The sequence below is a fragment of the Candidatus Defluviilinea gracilis genome (assembly GCF_057138825.1).
In genome coordinates, this window is the sequence record NZ_DBNHEF010000053.1 from 28,897 (window position 1) to 51,350 (window position 22,454).

At 54.1% G+C, this 22,454-nt stretch carries 19 protein-coding genes, 1 tRNA gene and 1 other annotated feature; of the genes, 17 read left to right on the top strand and 3 right to left on the bottom strand.

The window, feature by feature from the left end; translation table 11 throughout:
• Positions 1-56 precede the first annotated feature (56 nt).
• The 6 genes from tkt (at position 57) to AC16KF_RS08085 (ending at position 6,716) form a co-directional block, all read left to right on the top strand.
• Positions 57-2,027: a transketolase gene (tkt, locus tag AC16KF_RS08060; protein WP_484036793.1), complete on the top strand. Its 1,971-nt coding sequence runs from the start codon at positions 57-59 to the stop codon at positions 2,025-2,027.
• 187 nt (positions 2,028-2,214) lie between these two features.
• Complete coding sequence (rpiB, locus tag AC16KF_RS08065) at positions 2,215-2,679, top strand: ribose 5-phosphate isomerase B (protein ID WP_484036794.1); 465 nt, start codon at positions 2,215-2,217, stop codon at positions 2,677-2,679.
• 40 nt (positions 2,680-2,719) lie between these two features.
• Complete coding sequence (locus AC16KF_RS08070; protein WP_484036817.1) at positions 2,720-2,953, top strand: DUF433 domain-containing protein; 234 nt, start codon at positions 2,720-2,722, stop codon at positions 2,951-2,953.
• An 87-nt stretch (positions 2,954-3,040) separates the two neighbouring features.
• The gene (locus AC16KF_RS08075; protein ID WP_484036795.1) at positions 3,041-3,643 is read left to right on the top strand and encodes a hypothetical protein; all 603 of its coding nucleotides are present in this window, start codon (positions 3,041-3,043) and stop codon (positions 3,641-3,643) included.
• Positions 3,644-3,645: 2 nt separating this feature from the next.
• Positions 3,646-6,384 carry a bifunctional transaldolase/phosoglucose isomerase gene (locus AC16KF_RS08080; protein WP_484036796.1) on the top strand — a complete coding sequence of 913 codons (2,739 nt, stop codon included), beginning with the start codon at positions 3,646-3,648 and terminating at the stop codon, positions 6,382-6,384.
• Positions 6,381-6,716, top strand: a complete 336-nt coding sequence (locus AC16KF_RS08085) for a 4a-hydroxytetrahydrobiopterin dehydratase (RefSeq protein WP_484036797.1) — start codon at positions 6,381-6,383, stop codon at positions 6,714-6,716. The genes AC16KF_RS08080 and AC16KF_RS08085 overlap by 4 nt, the downstream gene beginning before the upstream one ends.
• Positions 6,717-6,983: 267 nt before the next feature.
• Here AC16KF_RS08085 and AC16KF_RS08090 read toward each other — a convergent pair whose 3' ends face one another.
• Positions 6,984-8,606 (bottom strand): glycoside hydrolase family 36 protein, encoded by a 1,623-nt coding sequence (locus AC16KF_RS08090; protein ID WP_484036798.1) that lies wholly within the window; start codon positions 8,604-8,606, stop codon positions 6,984-6,986.
• Positions 8,607-8,696: 90 nt separating this feature from the next.
• Positions 8,697-8,933, top strand: a binding site (T-box leader).
• A gap of 104 nt (positions 8,934-9,037) precedes the next feature.
• Between AC16KF_RS08090 and ileS the strand changes: the two genes are divergently transcribed.
• From ileS to AC16KF_RS08105, 3 genes are all read left to right on the top strand, one after another.
• Entirely contained in the window at positions 9,038-12,178 is a 3,141-nt protein-coding gene (gene ileS / locus AC16KF_RS08095; protein WP_484036799.1) for an isoleucine--tRNA ligase, read from the top strand.
• A gap of 195 nt (positions 12,179-12,373) precedes the next feature.
• Complete coding sequence (locus AC16KF_RS08100; protein ID WP_484036800.1) at positions 12,374-13,099, top strand: CDP-alcohol phosphatidyltransferase family protein; 726 nt, start codon at positions 12,374-12,376, stop codon at positions 13,097-13,099.
• Between the two features lie 4 nt (positions 13,100-13,103).
• Positions 13,104-13,541, top strand: coding sequence for a GNAT family N-acetyltransferase (locus tag AC16KF_RS08105; RefSeq protein WP_484036801.1), 438 nt, complete (start codon positions 13,104-13,106; stop codon positions 13,539-13,541).
• A 4-nt stretch (positions 13,542-13,545) separates the two neighbouring features.
• Here AC16KF_RS08105 and AC16KF_RS08110 read toward each other — a convergent pair whose 3' ends face one another.
• Together AC16KF_RS08110 and yqeC are read right to left on the bottom strand one after the other, a co-directional pair.
• Positions 13,546-14,142: a nucleotidyltransferase family protein gene (locus AC16KF_RS08110; RefSeq protein ID WP_484036802.1), complete on the bottom strand. Its 597-nt coding sequence runs from the start codon at positions 14,140-14,142 to the stop codon at positions 13,546-13,548.
• Positions 14,139-15,563 (bottom strand): selenium cofactor biosynthesis protein YqeC, encoded by a 1,425-nt coding sequence (gene yqeC, locus AC16KF_RS08115; RefSeq protein ID WP_484036803.1) that lies wholly within the window; start codon positions 15,561-15,563, stop codon positions 14,139-14,141. Before yqeC ends, AC16KF_RS08110 begins: the two co-directional genes overlap by 4 nt.
• A gap of 88 nt (positions 15,564-15,651) precedes the next feature.
• Here yqeC and AC16KF_RS08120 point away from each other — a divergent pair, with 88 nt between their 5' ends.
• From AC16KF_RS08120 to efp, 8 genes are all read left to right on the top strand, one after another.
• Positions 15,652-17,220, top strand: a complete 1,569-nt coding sequence (locus AC16KF_RS08120) for a hypothetical protein (RefSeq protein WP_484036804.1) — start codon at positions 15,652-15,654, stop codon at positions 17,218-17,220.
• A 1-nt stretch (position 17,221) separates the two neighbouring features.
• A complete protein-coding gene (locus AC16KF_RS08125) occupies positions 17,222-17,656 on the top strand; it encodes a hypothetical protein (protein ID WP_484036805.1) in 435 nt (144 codons plus the stop codon).
• A 204-nt stretch (positions 17,657-17,860) separates the two neighbouring features.
• Positions 17,861-17,933, top strand: a tRNA-Arg gene (locus AC16KF_RS08130).
• Positions 17,934-17,985: 52 nt separating this feature from the next.
• On the top strand, positions 17,986-18,390 hold the full coding sequence (locus AC16KF_RS08135; protein WP_484036806.1) for an Hsp20/alpha crystallin family protein: 405 nt from the start codon (positions 17,986-17,988) through the stop codon (positions 18,388-18,390).
• An 88-nt stretch (positions 18,391-18,478) separates the two neighbouring features.
• Complete coding sequence (gene lon / locus AC16KF_RS08140) at positions 18,479-20,995, top strand: endopeptidase La (protein WP_484036818.1); 2,517 nt, start codon at positions 18,479-18,481, stop codon at positions 20,993-20,995.
• On the top strand, positions 20,967-21,320 hold the full coding sequence (locus tag AC16KF_RS08145) for a response regulator (protein WP_484036807.1): 354 nt from the start codon (positions 20,967-20,969) through the stop codon (positions 21,318-21,320). Before lon ends, AC16KF_RS08145 begins: the two co-directional genes overlap by 29 nt.
• Positions 21,317-21,811 carry a MogA/MoaB family molybdenum cofactor biosynthesis protein gene (locus tag AC16KF_RS08150; RefSeq protein WP_484036808.1) on the top strand — a complete coding sequence of 165 codons (495 nt, stop codon included), beginning with the start codon at positions 21,317-21,319 and terminating at the stop codon, positions 21,809-21,811. The genes AC16KF_RS08145 and AC16KF_RS08150 overlap by 4 nt, the downstream gene beginning before the upstream one ends.
• Positions 21,812-21,883: 72 nt before the next feature.
• Positions 21,884-22,441: an elongation factor P gene (gene efp, locus AC16KF_RS08155; RefSeq protein ID WP_484036809.1), complete on the top strand. Its 558-nt coding sequence runs from the start codon at positions 21,884-21,886 to the stop codon at positions 22,439-22,441.
• Positions 22,442-22,454 lie beyond the last annotated feature (13 nt).

Below are 22,454 nucleotides of genomic sequence, written 5' to 3' on the forward strand. Positions count from 1 at the left end.
TCATGCGCTAAAACTACGATGGTACAATTTGAAGAAATAAAATCGTCAGGGATACTATGACAAACGATCTTCAAACACGCGCGATCAACACATTACGATTCCTTTCGGCGGATGCCGTGCAGAAAGCCAACTCGGGTCACCCCGGACTTCCGATGGGCGCGGCGGCGATGGCTTTCACCATTTGGACGCGGCACCTGCGGCACAATCCGCGCAACCCAAAGTGGATGGGACGCGACCGCTTCATTCTCTCGGGCGGACATGGTTCAATGCTTTTGTATTCGCTCCTCCATTTGACCGGGTACGACGTGAGCCTCGACAACATCAAGAACTTCCGCCAGTTCGGGAGCATCACGCCGGGTCATCCTGAGCATGGACTCACGCCCGGCGTCGAAGTGACGACCGGTCCGCTCGGGCAGGGATTCGCGCAAGGCGTGGGCATGGCAATTGCGGCGACTCATTTAGCCGCGCTATTCAACAAACCCAACTATGATCTCATTCAATCGTACATTTACGGCATCGTCACCGACGGCGACTTGATGGAGGGTATTTCATCGGAAGCCGCGTCGCTGGCGGGACATCTGCAATTGGGGCGGATCATTTATTTGTACGACGATAATCACATCTCGATTGACGGCTCTACAAATTTAGCGTTCACTGAAAATCGCGCCGCGCGTTTTGAAGCGTATGGCTGGCATGTGCAAAAAATTGACGATGGCAACGATGTGGAGATGATTGACAAAGCCATTCAGAATGCGAAGAAAGACCCGCGCCCCTCGATCATCATGTGTCGCACCATCATCGGTTTCGGCGCGCCGCACAGGCAAGGGACATCCAAAGCGCACGGTGAACCGCTGGGTGATGAGGAACTGAATGCCGCAAAAGAAAATTTGGGCTGGCCCCTTGAGCCGCACTTCTTCATCCCCGACGATGTGTTGGCGTTCTTCCGCAAAGCCGTGGAAACAGGGCGCGAGCGCGAGATCGATTGGAAGATGAAACTCGAAGCGTACGGGCGGTTGAATCCGCAGTTGGGTTCTGAGTTGAATCGCCGCATCGCTGGCAAACTCCCCGATGGTTGGGATGCGAACCTTCCAACATTCCCCGCCGACGCAAAGGGCATGGCGACGCGCGCGTCGTCGGGCAAGTTGATCAACGCGCTCGCGCCGATCCTGCCCGAACTCATCGGCGGCTCGGCAGATTTGGCTCCCTCGAACAACACCATGATAGACGGAAGCCCATCGTTCCAAAAAGAATCGCCCGAGGGACGCAACTTCCACTTCGGTGTGCGCGAACACGCGATGGGCGCGGCATTGAATGGCATGAATTTGTTCGGCGGCGTGATCGCGTATGGCGGCACATTCCTGATCTTCTCCGATTACATGAAGCCTGCCATTCGCCTCGCCGCCATTTCACACGCTCCTTCGATTTTTATCTACACACACGACTCGGTCGGACTTGGCGAAGATGGTCCGACTCATCAGCCCATTGAGCAACTCGCCGCATTGAGAGCGATTCCCAACATGGTGACGATTCGCCCCGCCGATGCGAACGAAGTCCGCGAGGCGTGGAAGGTTGCCATCTCGCGCCGCAACGGACCGACCGCGCTGGTTCTCACTCGTCAAGCATTGCCCACGCTCCCCGTACGACAAACTTCCAGTTTGTCTAAAGGCGCGTATGTGTTGCAAGACTATGGAACCCCCGAAATTATCTTGATGGCAACAGGTTCGGAGGTCAGTTTGATCTTCGACGCCGCGCAGAAACTTCATGAGGAAGGGAAAGGCGTACGCGTGGTTTCATTCCCCTCTTGGGAGTTGTTCGAGAAACAAGACGAAGCATACAAAGAATCTGTGTTGCCGAAAAACATCACGAAGAGACTCGCCGTCGAAGCAGGAGCCAGCCTCGGCTGGGAGCGATACGCCAAGTCCACGCTGTGTATTGACCACTACGGCGCGTCCGCTCCGTATAAGGTCATCTTTGAGAAGTTTGGGTTTACGGTGGAGAATGTTGTGGCGCGCGCTAAGGCGCTTTAAACACAAAGGACACAAAGAGCACGAAGGTGGGTTGAGTGATGGTTTTGGTGTTGGCTCTTGAGTTTGGTTTTGAAGGATTTTGTCGTAAGGATTGGTTGAAAGAAAGTCTGAATGAAATCACCACGTTGCGCCACTTAAAACCTTAGTGACCTTTGTGTCCTTCGTGGTAAAAAAGGTTGTAACCAAAATGAAAATCGCCATTGGATTTGACCATGCGGGCTTCCCGCTCAAACAAACTGTTCTTGACGCCGTGCGCAAAGCGGGGCATGAACCGATTGACAAAGGTACAGACTCCACAGCGAGCGTGGACTTTCCCGATTTCGCCGAGAAAGTGGGACGCGCCATCCAGAGCGGCGAAGCGGAACGCGGAATCCTGTGTTGCGGATCGGGCATCGGCGCGTGCATCGCCGCGAACAAGATGAAAGGCGTGTACGCGTCCATTTGCCATGACACATACTCCGCCGCGCAGGGAGTATCCCACGACGATATGAACGTCCTTTGCCTCGGCGGTCGCGTCATCGGACCTGAACTTGCCAATGCGCTTATCCTCGCGTTTTTAGGCGCAGAGTATCAGGGGAATAAGGAGGGAGGGGAGAGGTTGGCGAGGAGAGTGGGGAAGATTCGTAAATTGGAAGATGAAGCAGGAAGATAGGAACGTATAATTGTCGCGTAGCGAAATTCGGAGGTGTATGATGACACAACAACATGTGGTTTCAGACCCAAAAATCATGATGGGACAGCCTGTCGTCTCAGGCACGCGCATCACGGTGGATTTGATTCTGGAAAAAATATCGTCGGGCGAATCGTTCGAGCAGGTGCTGGCGGCTCATCCGCGCTTGACTCGCGAGGGCATCCAAGCCGCGCTAAACTTCGCGCGTGAAGTCTTGCGGGCAGATGTTGTTTACCCCATCGCCGAATCTGCTTGATGAAGATCCTTGCCGACGAAAGCGTGGATCATGAAATTGAGTGGGGAAGATTCATAAATTGGAAACCGAGAATGGCAGGAGTATTTTATGAACGAGATTGTCTTTAAGCCAAAACACAATTGGTTTTCAATCGTTTTTCTTGGTTTGCTAATCATTTCGTTAGGAGGCGCAGCTTTGGTAGTCGGATATGTAACTGGCGATAATGCCATTTTGGTGCTTGGCGTTCTTTTCGTTCTGATGGGGCTCTATTCAATTGGTAGAAGATCAACCTTGATAGTTATCGGTAATGCTGAAGTTGAGATGAAACGCTTATTTTTGCCTACCGTTGCCCTTGACTATGAAAATTTTACAGACTTTACAGGTGCTGCATTTATGTTTGGAAATAAAGGCATCCCTTTAGATGATATGACAAATGCACAGGAATTCGTAGAAATATTTGCGCCAGTTCTTGAAGGGCAAAAGGTTCGATCAACAGGGAAATACGTTGCGGACGTAAACCGAACAAACAAGGCTCTGAAGTATGCGGCTATTCCATCAATCGTTATCACGCTTGCGGCGACATATATCTTGAAAGGGTATTTTAAACTGGAGTACGATGGAAAATTGGTTGGCGGACTTATATTTATTGTTATATTGTTTGTCATTTATTTTGGCTTACAAAAACTTGAAGAATACAACAAAGAGAAGTGACCATGAGCCCTATTACTAAACTCACATCCCTCGGACAATCCCTCTGGTACGACAACATCCAGCGCAAAATTCTGGAAAACGGCGAATTCAAAGCGATGATCGAACGCGGCGACATTCGCGGCGTCACGTCGAACCCGAGCATTTTCAACAACGCCATTGCCAAATCAACCGATTACGACTCCGCGCTTACTCCGCTCGCGTGGGCGGGCTGGGACACGAAGAAGATCTTTTGGCAACTCGTCATCGAAGATATCAAAGCCGCGTGCGACGCGTTCCTGCCGTTGTATGAAGAATCCAACGGCGGCGACGGCTACGTCAGCATCGAGGTCACGCCCGATCTTGCGTACGACACCGAAAAGACCATCGCGCAGGCACAGCAATTGTGGGCGCGAGTGGCGCGTAAGAATCTCATGGTGAAAATCCCCGCTACCAAAGAAGGTATCCCCGCGATTCGGAAATCCATCGCCGCGGGGATCAATATCAACATCACGTTGATCTTCTCACTCAAACGTTACGCCGAAGTGATGGACGCCTACCTCAGCGGACTCGAAGACCGCGTCAATGCGAAACAATCCATTGATCACATCGCGTCGGTCGCGTCGTTTTTTGTTTCACGCGTGGACACGAAAGTTGATCCGCAACTTCCCGAAGGCTCCCCGCTCAAAGGTAAAGCCGCGATCGCAAATGCAAAACTTGCTTACGATGAATATCACAAAACATTCGCTGGCTCTCGCTGGGAAAAACTCAAGTACAAAGGCGCGCGCGTGCAACGTCCGTTGTGGGCGAGCACTAGCACGAAAAATCCCGCCTATCCCGACACGTATTACGTGGACAACCTCATCGGTCCCGAAACGGTCAACACCATTCCGCCCGCCACGCTCGACGCCTTCAAAGATCACGGCACGGCGGCGCTCACGCTCATGCGCGGCGTGGACGAGGCGCAGAACGACATCGCCCAACTCGAAGCGCGCGGCATCTCGATGGATGTCGTGACGAAAGAATTGGAAGACGAAGGAGTCAAAGCCTTCGATGAGGCGATCACGCATTTGCTTGCAACCATTGAAGAGCGGAGGAAGAACGCCGCCTCTTCTCTCGGACCTCTAACCGATTCAGTCGCGCAGCGTTTATCGCAACTGGAGGCTGATTCGGCTCCCGCCCGCCTGTGGAAGCATGATCCCACTCTTTGGGCTCCCGCGAAAGACAAGGCTGGTCAACACGAAGTCACCATCCGCATGGGCTGGCTGGACTCAACCGACAAGGCTCGCAAGAAAATAAAAGAATATCAAGATTTCGCCAAAGAAGTTCGCAGCGCAGGCATGGATCGAGCGTTGGTCATCGGCATGGGCGGCTCGTCGCTCACTGCAGAAGTGTTGAGCCTGTTGTTTACTGCGCATGGAGAGAAGCCTTCGCTTTCAGTCGGCATTTTAGATTCCACCGACCCCGCGCAAGTGGCTGAAGCCGCGAAGAATTATCTTCCCGAAAAGACTCTCTACATCGTTGCCAGCAAATCAGGCGGCACGGCAGAGGTGATGGCAAACTTCCATTACTTCTGGAAGTTGAGCAAGAAAGACGGCTCGCACTTCGTTGCCACAACCGATCCCAATACCTCGCTCGGAACATTAGCGCGAAAAAACGCGTTCAGAAAAGTTTTCCTCGCCGATGAATTCGTCGGCGGGCGCTACTCCGCGCTGACCGACTTCGGACTCGTCCCTGCCGCGTTGCTCGGAGTGGATTTGAATCACCTCCTCGACCGCGCCGATTGGATGCGCTCTCAATGCGACGAACACGACCCTGCCGCGCGCAACCCTGGCATGGCGCTGGGAGCCGTCATTGGCGAATCCGCTCTCCACGGGCGAGACAAGTTGACCGTCGTGGCTGACGCGGCTTTGTCGCCGTTTGCAAATTGGATCGAGCAGATCATCGCCGAGTCCAGCGGCAAGAATGGCAAGGGCATCCTGCCTGTGCCGCTCGAACCGATTGGCGATGTGAAAGAGTATGGCGACGATAGAATTTTTGTGTACCTGCGTCAAACAGGCGAACACGATGATGCCATGACGAAACTTCGCAACGCAGGTCATCCTGTCATCCAATTACCGATTACTAATTACTACGACATCGGCGCTGAAATTTTCCGCTGGGAAATCGCCACCGTCACCGCATGTTCGATCCTTGGCGTGAACGCGTTTGATCAGCCGAATGTCGAATCGAGCAAGAAGATCACGAAGGCGATGATTGCCGATTACCAAAAGAAAGGCAAGTTGAAAGAAGGCAAGCCTGCGTGGAAGAAAGACGGCGTGAGCGTGTTTTCGCCGACCGCCGTGACGGGCGCGTCGTTGAATGCGGTGTTGAGCAAGTTCTTGAAGAAAGCGAAGGCAGGCGGCTATGTTGCGATCAACGCCTACCTGCCGCGCAACGATGAAATGACCGACGCTTTACAAAAGATGCGCGCCGCGATCCGCGCCAAGACAGGCAACGCAGTGACCGCTGGATTCGGTCCGCGCTTTCAACATTCCACAGGTCAATTCCACAAAGGCGGACCGAAGAACGCGCTGTTCCTCGTCGTCACCGCCGATGCTGAAAAAGATTTGGATATTCCAACCGAAGGCTTGACGTATGGCACGCTCATCCGCGCGCAGGCATTAGGCGATTACGAAGCGCTGATCGAAGCGAAGAGGAAAGTGTTGCGCGTGCATTTGCCCTCGGTGAATGAAGTTGCTTATTTATTGAAGGCGTTGGAATGAGATTAGCAGAACTCAAATGCGTCGCCTGTCGCGGCGGCGACCCCAGCCTGACCGAAGCCGAGATCGCCGAACTTCTTCCTCAAGTCCCCGAATGGCAACTCGTGGAGCGGGATGATATCCCGCGCCTACAGCGCATTTTCAAATTCAAAAATTACGCCCAGTCATTGGACTTCACCAACAAAGTCGCTGCCATTGCCGAAGAGCAGGATCATCATCCGCTGATCGTGCTGGAGTGGGGACGAGTCATGGTTCAGTGGTGGACGCACGTTGTGAAAGGCTTGCACAAGAACGATTTCATCATGGCGGCGAAGACGGATAATTTGTTTTCGTAACGCAACATATTGCAGATTGGCTATTAAACCGAGCAATACGAGAATAACCCGCAGACCCCGAAGGGGTCAAATGATTATAGTATTGAAGGATGTATCACCACATTCAACCCCGAAGGGGTGTCACAGGTTGCTAATTTATGTCATCTGTCGCCACGGCGCCACGCGACGCCTTCGGGATTGGCTTTATGGCAACAATCCATATCGTGTTTGTTGCTAGATTTATTGGTTAATTTGCAACATTGCGCGTTTGCGGAAAGCGAGTTGCTACTACGATTCGATTTCCGCCCTCTGCCTCTTCTTCCTGAAAGCCGACTTGTTCAAGCGATGGAATAAATTCAACGCGAATGGTTGATTTCCCAGCCAGCCCATGAACGAGGCGGGGAGTTTGGTTAGACCACGCGGGGGAGGGGGTAATGCTAGAGCGGATGAAAAGTCTACGATGCGGTCGTCAATTTGGAAGGTCGCGCGGTTGATGCGTTTCACTTGCGGAGACGCGGTTAGAAACTCGCGCAGGGACTCGCGCTCTGCTGGAGATATCCACTGCGGCAGTTCGGAGGTCGCTTTGAAGTTGCAGATGAAGGCGAGGTCTTGAAGAAGCTGTTTGTGTTCTGCTGAAAGCGAATTTTCTTTCCCTGAAAAGTAAACCACATCAGGATCAACGGCAATCAACGGCTGAAGCCACAAGCGACTCACCGTTGTGCGGACGGCGTTTCTCACGCCAGGTGTTGTGAAGTTATAGAGCAGGGTTGCATCGCGCGGGTCTTCCCATTTGTCGGAAACATCGGGTCCGATGCGGAGCGCGTCGCACAAGCCGAGCGATGGCAGGACTGGTGAGCCGCACGCGAGGAAATACGCATCCGTGCCCATGGCTTCGCGCATCACTTTCAATGCTCCGCGATACGCCTCTTCACTCGGCAGATCCACAAATCGTTTACCGGGCAATGCGCCCGCGTAGAGAAAATCCAATTTCAGATAATCGAATCCCCACGCGCGGACTTGTTTCATCAACGCGGCAAGCCATTCGAGCATGGCAGGATGTGTGACATCCAGCGCGTATAGTTGTTCGCCCCAGTTGAATCCTGCTGACGCAAATTTTCCATTTTCATCGCGCAAGAACCAATCGGGATGTTCACGAAATAAACGCGACGACTCGACGGTGATCAATGGCGCGAGCCACAGCCCAGCCTTTCGCCCAGTGGACTTAATCTTTTCTGCCAGCGCGTTCATGCCTGATGGGAATTTTCCGTTCACCTCCCAATCGCCGATGGAGGTTTGCCAGCCGTCGTCCACTTGCAGAACGTCGAAGGGCAGGTCGCCTAACTCGTCGAACGTGCGGAAGAGGATGGCTTCGTCAATGGCGGTGTACAGGCTGTACCACGAACACCAGACGCGCGGCGCGGGCTTGTCTGACTTTTTGCCGAAGCGTTTGCCCAATTCTTCGGCGTATTTTGCAAAGACAAATTCTTCGCTTCCGCGCGCGATGAACCACTCGCCATCGTCGCGTTCGTACCAACCCTTCGACATGCTCAGGGCAGCGCCCTCGAGTTGTGACTCGGAATTTTTTGACGATAGTTGAACATGCGATTCCAATCCCAACGCGCCGACAAGCAAAATATCGTTCTCGTCTAATTCCACTGCGCCGATCCACGAACTGTGCGGCGACGTTTCATTCACGTAGCGCGGATCAGTTTGCAGGGGATGGAGTATCGCGGGGCGTTGAACGGGGAGGGGGGGTGGCTCTGTCCACGCGGCGAGGGACCAGGATTGCCATCCGTGGCGATAAAACTTCCGAGGAGGGCGAGGCAGGCTGACCGTCAGAAAAGAAGCGTTGATGACTAGGGGCGAGCCAGCCTGAGGCGGCGAATCCAGTTTGAGAGGGGGAGTCGGCATAAGAGCGATTATCCAATAAAAATGGCGGATTATCAATCCGCCCCACGATTTTGTTGACGGTCAATTATTGTTGTGGCATAATCTGCCAAATCAAAGGCAGTGAAGAGAAGAGTAGGTTTGTGAGTCTGTCAGCGAGTGTGGGCGCGGTGTGAGCCACACCAGCGAGCAAATCGAAGATCATCTCGGAGCCATTTTGCTGAAATCGAAGTAAGCGAATCGGAGTTGCCCTCCGTTATCAAAGCAGGGCGATGTTTGTCGCCGATGAGTGTCGCGCATTTGGCGTGAAATCAGAGTGGTACCGCGTGAGTTTTAACTCTCGTCTCTGGAAAGAGATGAGAGTTTTTGTTTTAAGTGCAAAACGTCCCGCAGGTTTTCGTTCAAAACTTTGTTGCGCGATTCAAACCTGCGGGACGGTGAAAGAGGAGATCATTATGTTCAAACCAGTCAACTCCAAACTCAACGTGACTTCGATGGAAGAAGCCATGATGAAATTTTGGAAACAACGCGACATTTTCAAAAAGACGACGCAACAACGCGAAGGCGCGCCTGAGTATGTTTTTTATGAAGGACCGCCGACCGCGAACGGCAAGCCTGGCGTGCATCATGTGTTGGCGCGCGCGTTCAAAGATATGTTCCCGCGCTACAAGATCATGCGCGGATTTCACGTCTCGCGGCGCGGCGGCTGGGACACGCACGGTCTGCCCGTCGAAATCGAAGTGGAGAAACAACTCGGCTTCAAAAACAAACAACAGATCGAAGAATACGGGATCGATAAATTCAACGAGCTGTGCAAAAAATCCGTGTTCACGTACATCCAGGATTGGGAGAAACTCACCGACCGCATCGCGTTCTGGGTTGACCTTGAAGATGCCTACGTGACCTACACCAACGACTACATCGAGTCGGTGTGGTGGATATTGAAAAATTTCTGGGACAAAGACCTGCTGTACAAGGGCTACAAAGTTGTGCCGTATTGCCCGCGTTGTGGCACGCCTCTTTCGGACCATGAGGTTGCCCTCGGCTACGACGACGCGATCGACCCTTCGGTCTTTGTGCGCATGCCGCTGGTGGATAAGCCCGACACATCACTGCTCGTGTGGACAACAACCCCGTGGACGTTGCCGTCCAACGTCGCTGTTGCCGCGCATCCCGAAGAAGAGTACGTGACTGTCGAACGCGATAACGATGGCAAAAAAGAAAAGTTGATCCTCGTGAAGTCGCTCGTGCAAAAAGTGTTCGGTGACGAAGAAGTGAAGGTCGTTGAAACGTTCAAAGGCAAAAAGTTGAAGGACGTGAAATATCATCCACTGTTCACGTTCCTGCCGCCCGACAAGCCCGCACATTACGTCGTGTTGGGAGATTTCGTCACGACAGAAGACGGCACAGGCTTGGTTCACATCGCGCCCGCGTTCGGTCAGGAAGACATGGAAATGTCGAAGCAACACAACTTGCCCGTGTTGATGACCGTTCTCCCCGACGGGACATTCGTCTCCGAGGTGACGCCATGGCGCGGAGTGTTCGTCAAAGACGCTGACCCAATGATCACCGAAGACCTGCGCGCGCGCGGACTGTTGTTCAAGGCGGGTGAGTACAAACACACCTATCCGTTCTGCTGGCGATGCGGAACTCCGCTGTTGTATTACGCGCGCGAGTCGTGGTACATCCGCACAAGCGCGTTCCGCGAGAAACTTGTCGGCTTGAACAACACCATCAATTGGGTTCCCGAACACACGCGTGAGGGACGGTTCGGCAATTGGCTCTCCAATAACATTGATTGGGCGTTGAGCCGTGAGCGTTATTGGGGCACGCCGCTTCCGATCTGGGAATGTGAGAACAAGCATCGCGAAGGCGTTGGCTCGGTGAAGGAACTCTCTGAAAAAGCGGGACGCGATCTCAGCGAACTCGATCTGCATCGTCCGTACGTGGATCAAGTCCATTGGGATTGCGCACAATGCGGCAAGCAAATGAGCCGCGTCCCCGATCTCATTGACGTGTGGTTCGATTCGGGTTCGATGCCCGTCGCGCAGTGGCACTATCCGTTCGAGAATAAAGATAAATTCGAGTCGCAGTTCCCCGCTGATTACATCTGCGAAGCCGTTGACCAAACGCGCGGCTGGTTCTATTCGCTTCACGCTATCAGCACACTGCTATTCGACAAAGTTTCGTTCAAGAATGTTTTGTGTCTCGGCTTGATCCTCGATGGCGACGGGCAGAAGATGTCGAAGAGCAAGGGCAATATCGTTGCGCCATGGGACGTGCTGAGCGTTCACGGCGCCGACGCGTTCCGCTGGTATCTTTACACGGCAACTCCGCCAGGGCAAGAGCGACGCTTCTCTTCCGATTTGGTGGGCGAGGTCATCCGCAACTTCACGCTAACGTTGTGGAACGTCTACTCGTTCTTCGTGACGTATGCGAATCTCGATAAACCCACCGTAACGACCATGCCAATCGCAACAAGCGACTTGGATCGCTGGCTGTTATCTGAATTGAATGTGCTCGTCCGCGATGTGACGGAGGCGTACGAAAAATATGATGTGACCAACGCGACGCGTCCCGTCGAGGCGTTCGTCGAGAAATTGTCTACGTGGTATCTGCGACGTTCGCGCCGCCGCTTCTGGAAATCGGAATCGGACTCCGACAAGCAAGCCGCTTACTCGACGTTGTACACGGCTCTTGTCACCCTCTCGAAGCTGGTCGCGCCCGCGATGCCTTTTCTCGCCGACGAGCTGTACCAAAACCTCGTCCGCTCTGTGGATGAGTCCGCGCCTGAGTCGGTGCATCTTGCCGAGTGGCCCCAAGTGATGCCTGAGATGATAGACGAGTCGCTGAACCATGACATGGCGACCGTGATGAAACTCGTCTCGCTCGGACATTCCGCGCGGCAGAAAGCGAATCGCAAAGTCCGTCAGCCGCTTGCCGAAGCCGCGTTCTCTGTCGGAAATGCGAACGAACGCAAAGCCGTCGAAAACTATGCCGACCTGTTCGTGGACGAGTTGAACGTGAAAAAAGTCCGCTTGCTGGACGCCTCGACTGAAGCCGTATCGCATACGGTCAAGCCGTTGCCCAAGCAATTGGGACAAAAATACGGCAACAAATTCCCCGCGCTCCAAAAGGCGATCCTTGCCTTGAATGCGGAAGAAGTTGCGAAGACGCTGATGTCTGGCGAAGCGTTGAAAGTGAGCGTTGAAGGAGTCAACTACGAAATTTTGTCTGAAGAGGTGGATGTCAAGGCGCAGGCGAAGGAAGGATTCGCGGTTGCCGAAGATGGCGCGTATGTCGCCGCGCTCGTCACCGAGTTGACTCCCGAACTCGTACAGGAAGGTCTCGCGCGCGAATTTGTGCGGCGCGTGCAAGACCTCCGCAAGAGCGCGGACTTGGACGTGGCTGACAGGATCGAACTGTTCGTCGAAGCCTCCGCAGGCTTACGGTCCGCGATCGAGGCGCACAAGGAGTACATCACCGCCGAAACGCTCACGTCGAGTCTCCAGTTTGCGAGTCCGCCCAGCGGCGCATCCAGTGTGGATGACTCGTTCGACGGCGAGACGGTCAAGGTTGGGCTGGTGAAAAAATAAGGCTTGTCGTGGAGCGGGATGTGATCCCGCTCGTTGCGGCGTTGCGGGATGGCATCCCGCACCACGAAAAATAATTTTGAAAGGCGCGTTGAAAGACGTGCCTTTTCTTTTATAATTGCGCCAAGATCGCGTTCGAGACGCAGTGCAACTGCGGTTTGAACGTATGGATGCAATCTAATTTCTTTGAGGTGACGCATGTTCGAGAGACTTCCGCTTTGGCTTCGCAAAACTTTGGCATGGAGCGTTCATTTATTCACGGCGACGGGCGCGGTGTGGGGATTCCTAACCCTGCTTGCGATCTGGGAATCGAATTTCAAACTTGCCATCGTGTACATCGTCATCGCCATGCTCGTGGACGGGTTCGACGGCATGTTGGCGCGTTTATTTCACGTGAAGGAATATGCCCAGGGCGTGGACGGCGGCTTGATGGACAACATCATTGATTATTTGAATTATGTCGTTGTCGCGGCGTTGTTGTTGATCCGCGTGGATGGTTTGATGCCCGCAGGCTTTGCGATGGCGGCGGCGATTTCGATTCTGCTCACCTCCGCGTATCAATTCACGCAGACCGACGCGAAGTCCGACAGCAACACGTACTTCTTCAAAGGCTTTCCGTCGGTGTGGAATTTTCTCGTCGTCTACATGATGCTGTTGGGGTTGAATCCCTGGGTCAATCTTGCGTTGCTTGTCTTGTGCAACATTCTGGTCTTTGTGCCTGTCAAATATCTTTATCCCTCCCGCAACACCCGTCTGCGCCGCTTCACGCTCGGCTTCACCTATCTGTATGCCGGGCTGGGCGTTTGGGCGCTTCTGCAATACCCCAACGTGCCTGAATGGGTCGCGCCCGCGTCGTTTGTGTATGTGGCATATTACGCGCTGTTGAGTTTCTTCCCCAAGTTTGGGACGCCGAAGACCGCATAAAACGATGTTGATCGAAAAGGTCACTGAAGTTTCCGACGAACTCCTTACGGCATCCTCCCGTTTGATTCTCCAGTTAGCGCCCGAAAAAATTCCCCCAACCCGAGATGAATTAACAGCCATCCTCAATACTCCCGTCACATCGCTGTTGGTCGCGCGTCCATCCAATGAAAGCCATGAAATTGCGGGGATTTTGACTTTGATCATCTATCGCGTTCCCACAGGGGCGCGAGCCGTCATCGAAGATGTTGTTGTGGATGAACATCATCGCAACAAGGGAATTGCCAAAGCGATGATGACCCGCGCGATCGAGTTGGCGCGCGAGGCGGGGGCGGACAATATCTCATTGACCTCGAACCCAAAACGCGAAGCGGCAAATTTGTTGTATCAACGCATGGGGTTTCAACGACGCGAAACGAACTTATATATCTTGCGCTTGAAATAAAATTCTACGGTTTGTGCGTTCGATATTGTTCGGGCGTATCCAGATCGGCAAGAATTCCCTCATCGTCAACCTCAACATACTTGATTTGATCCGCGCGCGCGTTCAAAAAATCCCTCGGCGTTTGCGGCGCGCGCATGGCAAGCATCTCGCCCCACAACGATTCATCCACCAGCCACGGATGTCCCCTCCGCATGTGATAACTCGGAACCACCAGCGGATTCCCAGTTTCCTTGAACATTTCGCACACCCTCCACACGCTTCCCTCGCGGACTTGAGGCTGGTCGCCCAGCGCGATCAATGCCGCGCTTGAATCTTTCTCCGCCAAGTCACGAAGCCCACATTGAATCGACGATAACATTTCGCCCTCAACAAATCCCTCGTTGAATACACTGCGCGCTGGACAACTCGTCTGCGCGACTGCAACGATCTTCTCAACTTCATCCCTTGCCGCCCCCGTCACTACAACAATATCTTCGACTCCCGCATTTGCAAAAACTGAGATGACATGTTCAAGCACAGTCGTCTTTCCCCACTTCAACAACATTTTCGGCTGACCCATCCGCTTCGATTCGCCCGCGGCGAGGATGATCGCTGAGATCATAACGTCTCATCTGCTAACAAGCGTTGATAATGTTCGGGCGTGTCCACGTCAAGCAAGAGACGGTCATCATGCCAGGGGAGATATTCCACTTTGTGTTTATGGAAAATAGCGCGTCCGCCCGTGTCGCCTTCGAGAGTCAATAAGTCGGCGAATGTTCTGCGGTCAAACAGCACGGGATTCGCGCGGCGATCCATCACCATCGGCGCGACGATGGGGTACAAACCTTCCGCGTGTTTCTCGGTCAACGCCTGCAAAATGGATGTCGTGATCTGCGGCTGGTCAACGAGCAGGAAGATTGCGGAACCGACCCCCTCTGCCACTCGCTCCGCTCGGGCACCTCCCCCAAATCCGACATGAGATGATTCCCGATGATCAAAATTTCCATGTCGTATTTGGGGGAGGCTGGGAGGGGGTGTGAGGGAGAGAATCCCCGCCCGAATCGAACTCGCCTGCCCGCTTTTCCATTCGTTGTTCCTGACGATCTTCACAGCCAAATCTTTCACCGCCGATTCAACTTGTTCCGCGTTTGCGCCTGTGACAACAACCAGCGGTGAAAGCCCCGCCTCGAGCGCTCTCTTCGCCACCGCGCGCACGAACGGCTCGCCTTTCCAATCCAATAATTGTTTCGGCTCGCCGTATCTCGAAGATTCTCCCGCCGCGAGAATGATCCCCGCGACAGGCTCGTGCGCCGCGAAGATTTTTCCCTGCTCCAGACTTGCAATGACAACGGAGTGATATTTAGAAAGCAACATCTTGGTCATTGCCCTTGCGCTGGCTTGCAGTTCGGGAGTATCTGCCTGATTGAATAAAACAGTCCGCCGCGCATGGGCGGGAGTATTTTTCAAACTACTTTTGTCATGCAAGAGGGCGCGAGTCAATGAATTCGATTCGATGATCTGTCCAACTTCTGTGTCGCTTAATTCTGCAAATATTTCTGGACGATGGATATATTCCTCGGTCAATGGCTTGCCTAAGCCTGATAACCCGACAACAGTCACAACATGCTCAACAAAATCAGGGATGGGAGGCTCATGCTCCGCCCAGCCTTTCAACAGTCTTTGCCGCGAGCCATCCGCCTCGATCAGGAGCGGAATGGAATGTTGCAAGCATAATTCACGAAGCGATTCAATAATTTCATGGTTCACAGGTTGAAATTTGTCGTCCTTTGCTTCGCCTGTAATCAACATGACCCCGTCTAAATCTTTTTTGAGATTCACCAAATCGCTTTGAGAGGTCGCAACAATGTGCCTGTCTGCAAGCGGAATCTGCCACGCCCCCAAATGCGACGTGGCAGTGACGATCACCGGCGGCTTCCATTGCCTCGCCAGTTGAAACAGCGCGGTCGTCTTTCCGCCCGACCCGACACATGCGATGCAATTCGATTCGTCAACGCGCAATGCCTGCGCCAGCGTAAAATTCATGGCGAAATTATACATCTTCACTTAAGGTACGGTATAATACTGCCCGGCGAAAACGATTTGCGCCGAAAAAAATTCCTCAAGGCATGGTATGGTAAGCAACTTACTCGAATCCCTCGATACATGGGCTGAAATTCAGATCACCCGGCAAGACGTTGAATTCCTGCACAACTATTTATTTGAACACGAGACCCCTCTCACCGCGCGCGAACTCGCGCTGGTGTTGATCCACGAGCGCAACCGCGCTGAACGCGCCGCGGTCCGCAAACAACAAGAGGGGAGCGGAAAGGTCTACTTCCCGAAAGATTCTCATCAGGTGGGCGAGGCGCTCGTCTTCCCCGCGCTGGCATGGAAGCATGGGAAAGTCTCCGAGGTGCGAGCCGGCATACATCCAGAAAGAAGCGGGTTTAACGTCCTCACTGTAGACTTCGACGATGGCGCCCGTCGTATGTTTGCGTCGAATCTGCCAACTCATTTGTTGAACGATAAGCCCGTCACGGTTGAGAACGAAGGCTTTGAACCCGATGCGATCATGCAAGAACATGGAAGCGAGATCGAGGGGAAACTTGAGGCGGCATTCGGCGACGACGACCAGTTGATCCGAATTGCGGGCAGGTGGTTCCCCCGCGCCTTGCTGGTGGATGTGAACGAGGGCAACCTCAATCTGGCGGAAGCCGTGCTGGATATGTCCGGTGGCGAACCGCTGCCCGCCTCCGCGCTTCTCAAGGATGTTGCTTTGCCGGACGGCGTGAATCCCAAATTGGCTGAATTCTCTCTCAATCTTGCGTTGCAAGAAGACGGCCGCTTCGACGAAGTGGGTCCCGCCGGTGAAGTGTTGTGGTTCCTCAAACGCTTGGAACCCGAAGAAGTGCGTAACACGCCGGCGTTCTTGCAATATCATCCCGTCGAGCATGATCGCGCTTTGCTCGATCAACAAATGCTCGATCTGGAAGCGCAACTGGACGATGAGTTAAGTGAGGTGGAGGAAAAACCCGATTCTCACCTCAAGGAAGTTTCGATCGCGCTCATCTACCCTCATCTCCGGGCCGGGACTTTGCCCGTCTCGGCGCGCGTTCGATCGTTTTTCCCAACCGCATACGAGACTCCCCGGGTTCGGTTTACGCTGGTTGATGGGAAGACGCGTCAGAGAATCCCCGCGTGGGTCGTGCGTGAGAATCGCTATGTCTTCGGTCTGCGCGAGTGGTACAAAGCCAATGGGCTGATACCGGGCAGTCTCGTGCGAATCCGCCGAGGCGATGCGCCCGGCGAAGTCGTCATCGAAGCGCGGACGTATCGCGCCACCAAAGATTGGATGCGCACAGCCATCGTCGGCGCGGATGGGGGCATCGTTTTCGCCATGTTGAAACAAGCCGTCTCTGCCGAATTCAATGAACGCATGGCGTTCGCCATCCCTTCGTTCGACGCGGTGGATACATTGTGGAAGCAGGATTCAAGGCGTTCTTTTGAAAAACTGGTTGCGGATTTGACTCGCGAGCTTTCCAAATTAACCCCGCAAGGGCATGTGCATGCGCAAGAGTTGTATTCTGCGGTGAATATTGTCCGCCGAACGCCGCCCGCTCCCTTGCTGGCTTTGTTGGCGAGTAAACCTGAGTTCGTTCACGTTGGCGACCTGCATTTCCGGATGAGCGAGGGAGAATAGCATGACCGAAGCAAAACGGTTCAGCCTTGTTAAGCCGACAGCAGAAACCCCGTTCCATATCGATTTCGAGTGGTGGAAGAAAAACGAGCGCGACTGGCATGTATACCTGCGGTCTTTGCTTTGCGCCGAGCATCGTGAAGCCTTTATGGATGTGGAAGAGGGTCAAGTCATCGACTGGGTGGACCCGATTACCGCCGAAGTGAAGCAGGTGGAAGGCGTCCAGAACGCTTTGATGTCGCACTGTGTCAAACAGCCGGACTTTCTCACCGAACAGACGGCTCTCGTGGAGGCGGTGTTCCGCCTGTTTCTGACGAACGGCAACATACCGATGTCTTCCAAGGATTTAGGCGCGCGGTTAAACCGCCCGCCTGAAACGATCTTGCGAACCCTCGCTGGCCCGCGCGTGTATAAAGGCATCCGTCCGTCCGCGTCCTGATCTTTGTCTCAGTTTCACCGTCTTTTTGTGCGCGGATTTCACGGGGACACCACGGATGAAGGTTTGGATCACGGTTTTTTCGTGAGCATCAGTGAAATCCATGGCGCCCGTGTTCTAAAGGGTGATGTAGGAAACAGTCTCTCAGGGGAACCGCTTGGCGTGATTTGCATCCTTGAGCGCGACGTAATACAATAGAGTTACAACGCCCCCGTAGCTCAATGGACAGAGCGCCAGCCTTCTAAGCTGTCGGTTGCGGGTTCGATTCCCTCCGGGGGCGCCTCCAAACATGATATTCAGCGGTTACTGCCGGTTCCGGCAAGGAGTGCGCCATGACCACGATTGTTCGTAAATCCTATCCCTCCACCATCGAAGTTCGCCGAGACATCCTGCATGCCATTCACTGGCAGGTGCGCTCGAGCGTGTGGCATCCGCCCACCGATGTGTACGAGACAGAAGACGACTTCATCGTGAAGGTTGAAATTGCGGGGATGCGCGATGAAGACTTCACCGTGGCGGCGGAAAATCGATTGTTGCGAATCGAAGGCGTTCGCCCCGATCCGGCCGGGCGCCGAGCCTATCATCAGATGGAAATCCTTTCAGGAAAATTTGAGATCGACGTGGAACTCATCGTTCCGGTGAATATGGAGTCGGCGTCGGCGGAATATAAAGACGGCTTGCTTACGATTATCCTCCCAAAAACAAAACATCAACCATACAACAAGGCGGATGAATAACATCATGCCTGCCTCGCGCTGGAACTCCAACTTCAACGAACTCTATACGTGGATCGGCGATACGGACGATGAATTGCTTTCCATGATCATGCCATCGCTGTTTTCGCGCTCGCCGAAAAAAGAGGGCGGCAACAAAGATGAACCCGTCGAGGTTTCTGAGCGGGGGCAATTCCCGGATGTGCTTCCTATTTTGCCATTGCGCGGCGTGGTGGTCTACCCGAATACGGCAGTTCCATTGACGGTCGGTCAGCCGCGCTCGATTCGCTTGGTCGATGAAGTGGTAGGCGGGGATAAACTGGTTGGACTTGTGGCGGCCACCAACCCCGAGTTGGAAACCCCCTCGCCAGCGGATCTATACCGGATCGGGACGATTGCCACAGTCCATCGGCTTTTGCGCGCCCCCGATGGGACGATCCGCTTGCTGGTGCAGGGGATGGCTCGTTTTCGACTTGGCGAATTTGTGCAAGAGGAGCCTTATCTCAAGGCGCGTATTGAACTTGCCCCCGAGCATGTGGAACAAGGGTTGGAGATCGACGCGCTGGCGCGTAATGCCCGCGACCAATTCCAACAGATCACCCAAATGATCCCCTCTTTCCCGGAGGAGTTGGCAGGTTCGATCACCTCTGTGGAAGACCCCCTGCAAACCGCATACACGATCGCTAACTTTCAGCGCATGGAATTGAAAGACGCGCAAGAAATCCTCGAGATTGATTCGGTTGCCGAGAAATTGAAAAAATTGGTCGGCTTGTTGGTGCGCGAAGCCGAAGTGCTTTCGCTGGGGCAAAAGATTCAAAACGAGGCGCGCGGCGAGATCGAAAAAGTTCAACGCGATTACTTCCTGCGCGAGCAAATGAAAGCCATTCAAAAAGAATTGGGCGAAAAAGACGAACAAGCCGCCGAAGTGGATGAGTTTCGCAAAAAGATCGAAGAGGCGAAAATGCCCGAGGAGGCGGCGAAGCAGGCGTCCCGTGAGTTGGAACGTTTGTCGCGTCTGCCGACTGCCGCGGCGGAATACGGAGTCATCCGCACGTATCTCGATTGGCTGGTGGCGATCCCGTGGGCGAAAGCCACAGACGATAATCTTGAAATTGCGCACGCGCGAAAAATTTTAGACCAGGACCATTACGGACTTGAAGACGTCAAAGAACGCATCCTGGAATTTCTTGCCATTCGCAAATTGCGGCTCGACCGCAAAGATGAAATAAAAACGCCGTCGGACGATACGATTCGACGCGAGCGCGAAGGCGTGATCCTTTGCTTTGTGGGACCGCCCGGGGTCGGCAAGACCTCGCTGGGTCAATCTATTGCGCGCGCGATGGGGCGCAAGTTCGTGCGCGCCTCGCTGGGCGGCGTGCGCGACGAAGCCGAGATTCGCGGGCATCGCCGCACGTACATCGGCGCGATGCCGGGGCGCATCTTGCAATCGCTGCGCCGGATCGAATCGCGCAACCCGGTCTTCATGCTCGATGAAATTGATAAACTCACGTTCGATTTTCACGGCGACCCGGCTTCGGCTCTGCTCGAAGTTCTCGACCCGGAGCAGAACAGCGAATTCCGCGATAACTATCTCGAAGTTGCCTACGATCTTTCGCAGGTCTTCTTCGTGACCACCGCCAATACGCTGGAGACAATCCCGCGTCCGTTGCTCGACCGCATGGAGATCATTTCGCTTTCGGGGTATACCGAAAAAGAAAAGATCGCCATTGCCAAAGGATATTTGATCCCGAGACAGATCCGCGAGAACAGTTTGCGCGAGAACGAAATTTCATTTTCCGACGATGCTTTGCAAAATATCATCCGCGAATACACGCGCGAGTCGGGCGTCCGCAATTTGGAGCGCAAGATCGGCGCGGTGTGCCGCAAGGTTGGCACGCGCATTGCCGAAGGGAAACTGAAGAAAGTGAAGATCGTTCCGAGTCTGATCGAGGAATATCTCGACCATCCGATCTTTCACGGGACGGAGGAACTCAACCGCCGCATTTCGATCCCGGGCGTGGTGCCCGGGCTGGCGTGGACTCCGTACGGCGGCGATGTGCTGTTCGTCGAAGCGACGAGCATGCCCGGCGGCAAAGGCTTTCAAGTGACCGGCTCCATTGGCAACGTGATGAATGAGTCGGCGCGGGCGGCTTTATCGTACGTGCGTTCCCGCGCGAGCGCGCTGGGCTTGGACGATGAATTCTTCAACAAGTCGGATATCCACATGCATATCCCCTCCGGCGCCACGCCCAAAGACGGTCCCTCCGCCGGAGTCACGATGGCGACCGCGCTGGTGTCGTTGGCGTCGGGGCGCAAGGTCAAACCGAACGTCGGGATGACCGGCGAGATCACCCTGCGCGGGCAGGTTCTGCCGATCGGCGGCGTCAAAGAAAAAGTGCTTGCCGCGCATCGCAACGGTCTGCGGACGATCATTTTGCCGAAGTATAACGAGCAGGATGTGGAAGATGTGCCGGACGAGATCAAAGACACCATGAAGTTTGTGTATGTCGAAACGGTCGACGACGTGCTCGGCTCTGCCCTGGAAAACGGAAAAACAACTTCGGCAATTAAAAGCCGCAAAAATGGTAAAGTAAAACAACATGTCAAAAATTCTCCTCGCCGAAGATGATCACACCATGGTGTCGCTCCTTCAAACGCTTCTGAAAATGGAAGGCTTTGAAGTGGTCACTGCCGATGTCGATTCCGATGTGCCCGCGCTGGCAATGCGCGAAATGCCCGATGTGCTTTTGATGGACGTGCATCTCGGACAGCATAGCGGCATCGAAATTGTGGAGGCGATCCGCAGGCATGATACGCTTGCCGACCTCCGCATCATAATGACCTCCGGGCTGAACATGAAAGATGAGTGCCTGAAACACGGGGCAAACGACTTTCTGCTCAAGCCATTCATGCCAGACGACTTGCTCACCCTGATCAAGAAAAACGGCGCATGACGCTTCGATTTGGGATCCTGACTCTCTCCGACCGGTCCGCGCGCGGCGAACGCGAAGATTCGTCCGGTCCAGCGCTGGCGCGTCGTATCGACGGGGAGGGCTGGCTCGCCCGTAGGCAGTTAATCCTCCCCGACGAAGAATCCTCCATTCGTGAGACCCTCGCCCAATGGGCAGACTCCGGCGAGTTCGACGTGATCCTCACCACCGGCGGAAGCGGCTTTGCCCCGCGCGATGTGACGCCCGAAGCCACGCGCGCGGTCATCGAACGAGAAGCGCCCGGTCTTGCCGAAGCCATGCGCGCCGCCTCGCTCAAAAGCACTCCACATGCCATGCTCTCGCGCTCTGTTGCCGGCATCCGCAAGCGGAGCGTCATCATCAACCTGCCCGGCAGCCCAAAAGGCGCGGTGGAAAATTTGGAAGCCGTGATCCCGGCCCTGCCTCATGCCGTTCAGTTATTGCAAGATAACCCCGAATCGGAAACGAGTCACTGATTTCCGCTTTTTTCTTGTAGTATAATCCCGCCGCTTCTAAAGAATTTCAAACCCTAAAAGGAAAGTGCGCGCATGATCGACGTCAACGAATTACGCAAAGGAGTCACCTTCGAATTGGATGGCGGACTCTACAAAGTGCTGGACTACAGCCACAATAAAACGGGGCGCGGCAATGCCAATATCCGCATTAAAGCGCGGAATCTGCTCACGGGCGCGAACATCGAGCGGACTTTCAACTCCGGCTTATCGGTGCAGGATGTGAGGCTCGATTTTCACAACGTCTCTTATTTATATAACGACGGCGAGTTCTATCATTTCATGGATAACACAACGTTTGAGCAACCCGCCGTCAGCGCCAAGATGCTCGGCGAGACCGCGCTCTACCTCAAAGAAGGCATGGAAGTGAAACTCACGTTTTACAACGATGCCCCACTCGATGTGGAATTCCCCTCCACAGTGGATTTGAAAGTGATCGAAGCCGAAACCGCCATTAGGGGCGACACCGCTACCGGTGTGACGAAGAAAGTCAAGACAGAAACAGGGCTTGAAGTGCAGTGCCCTCAATTTGTGAAAGTGGGCGATGTGATTCGAGTTAATACCGAGACCGGCGAGTACACCACCCGCGTGTAGCCCTTCCTGAAAA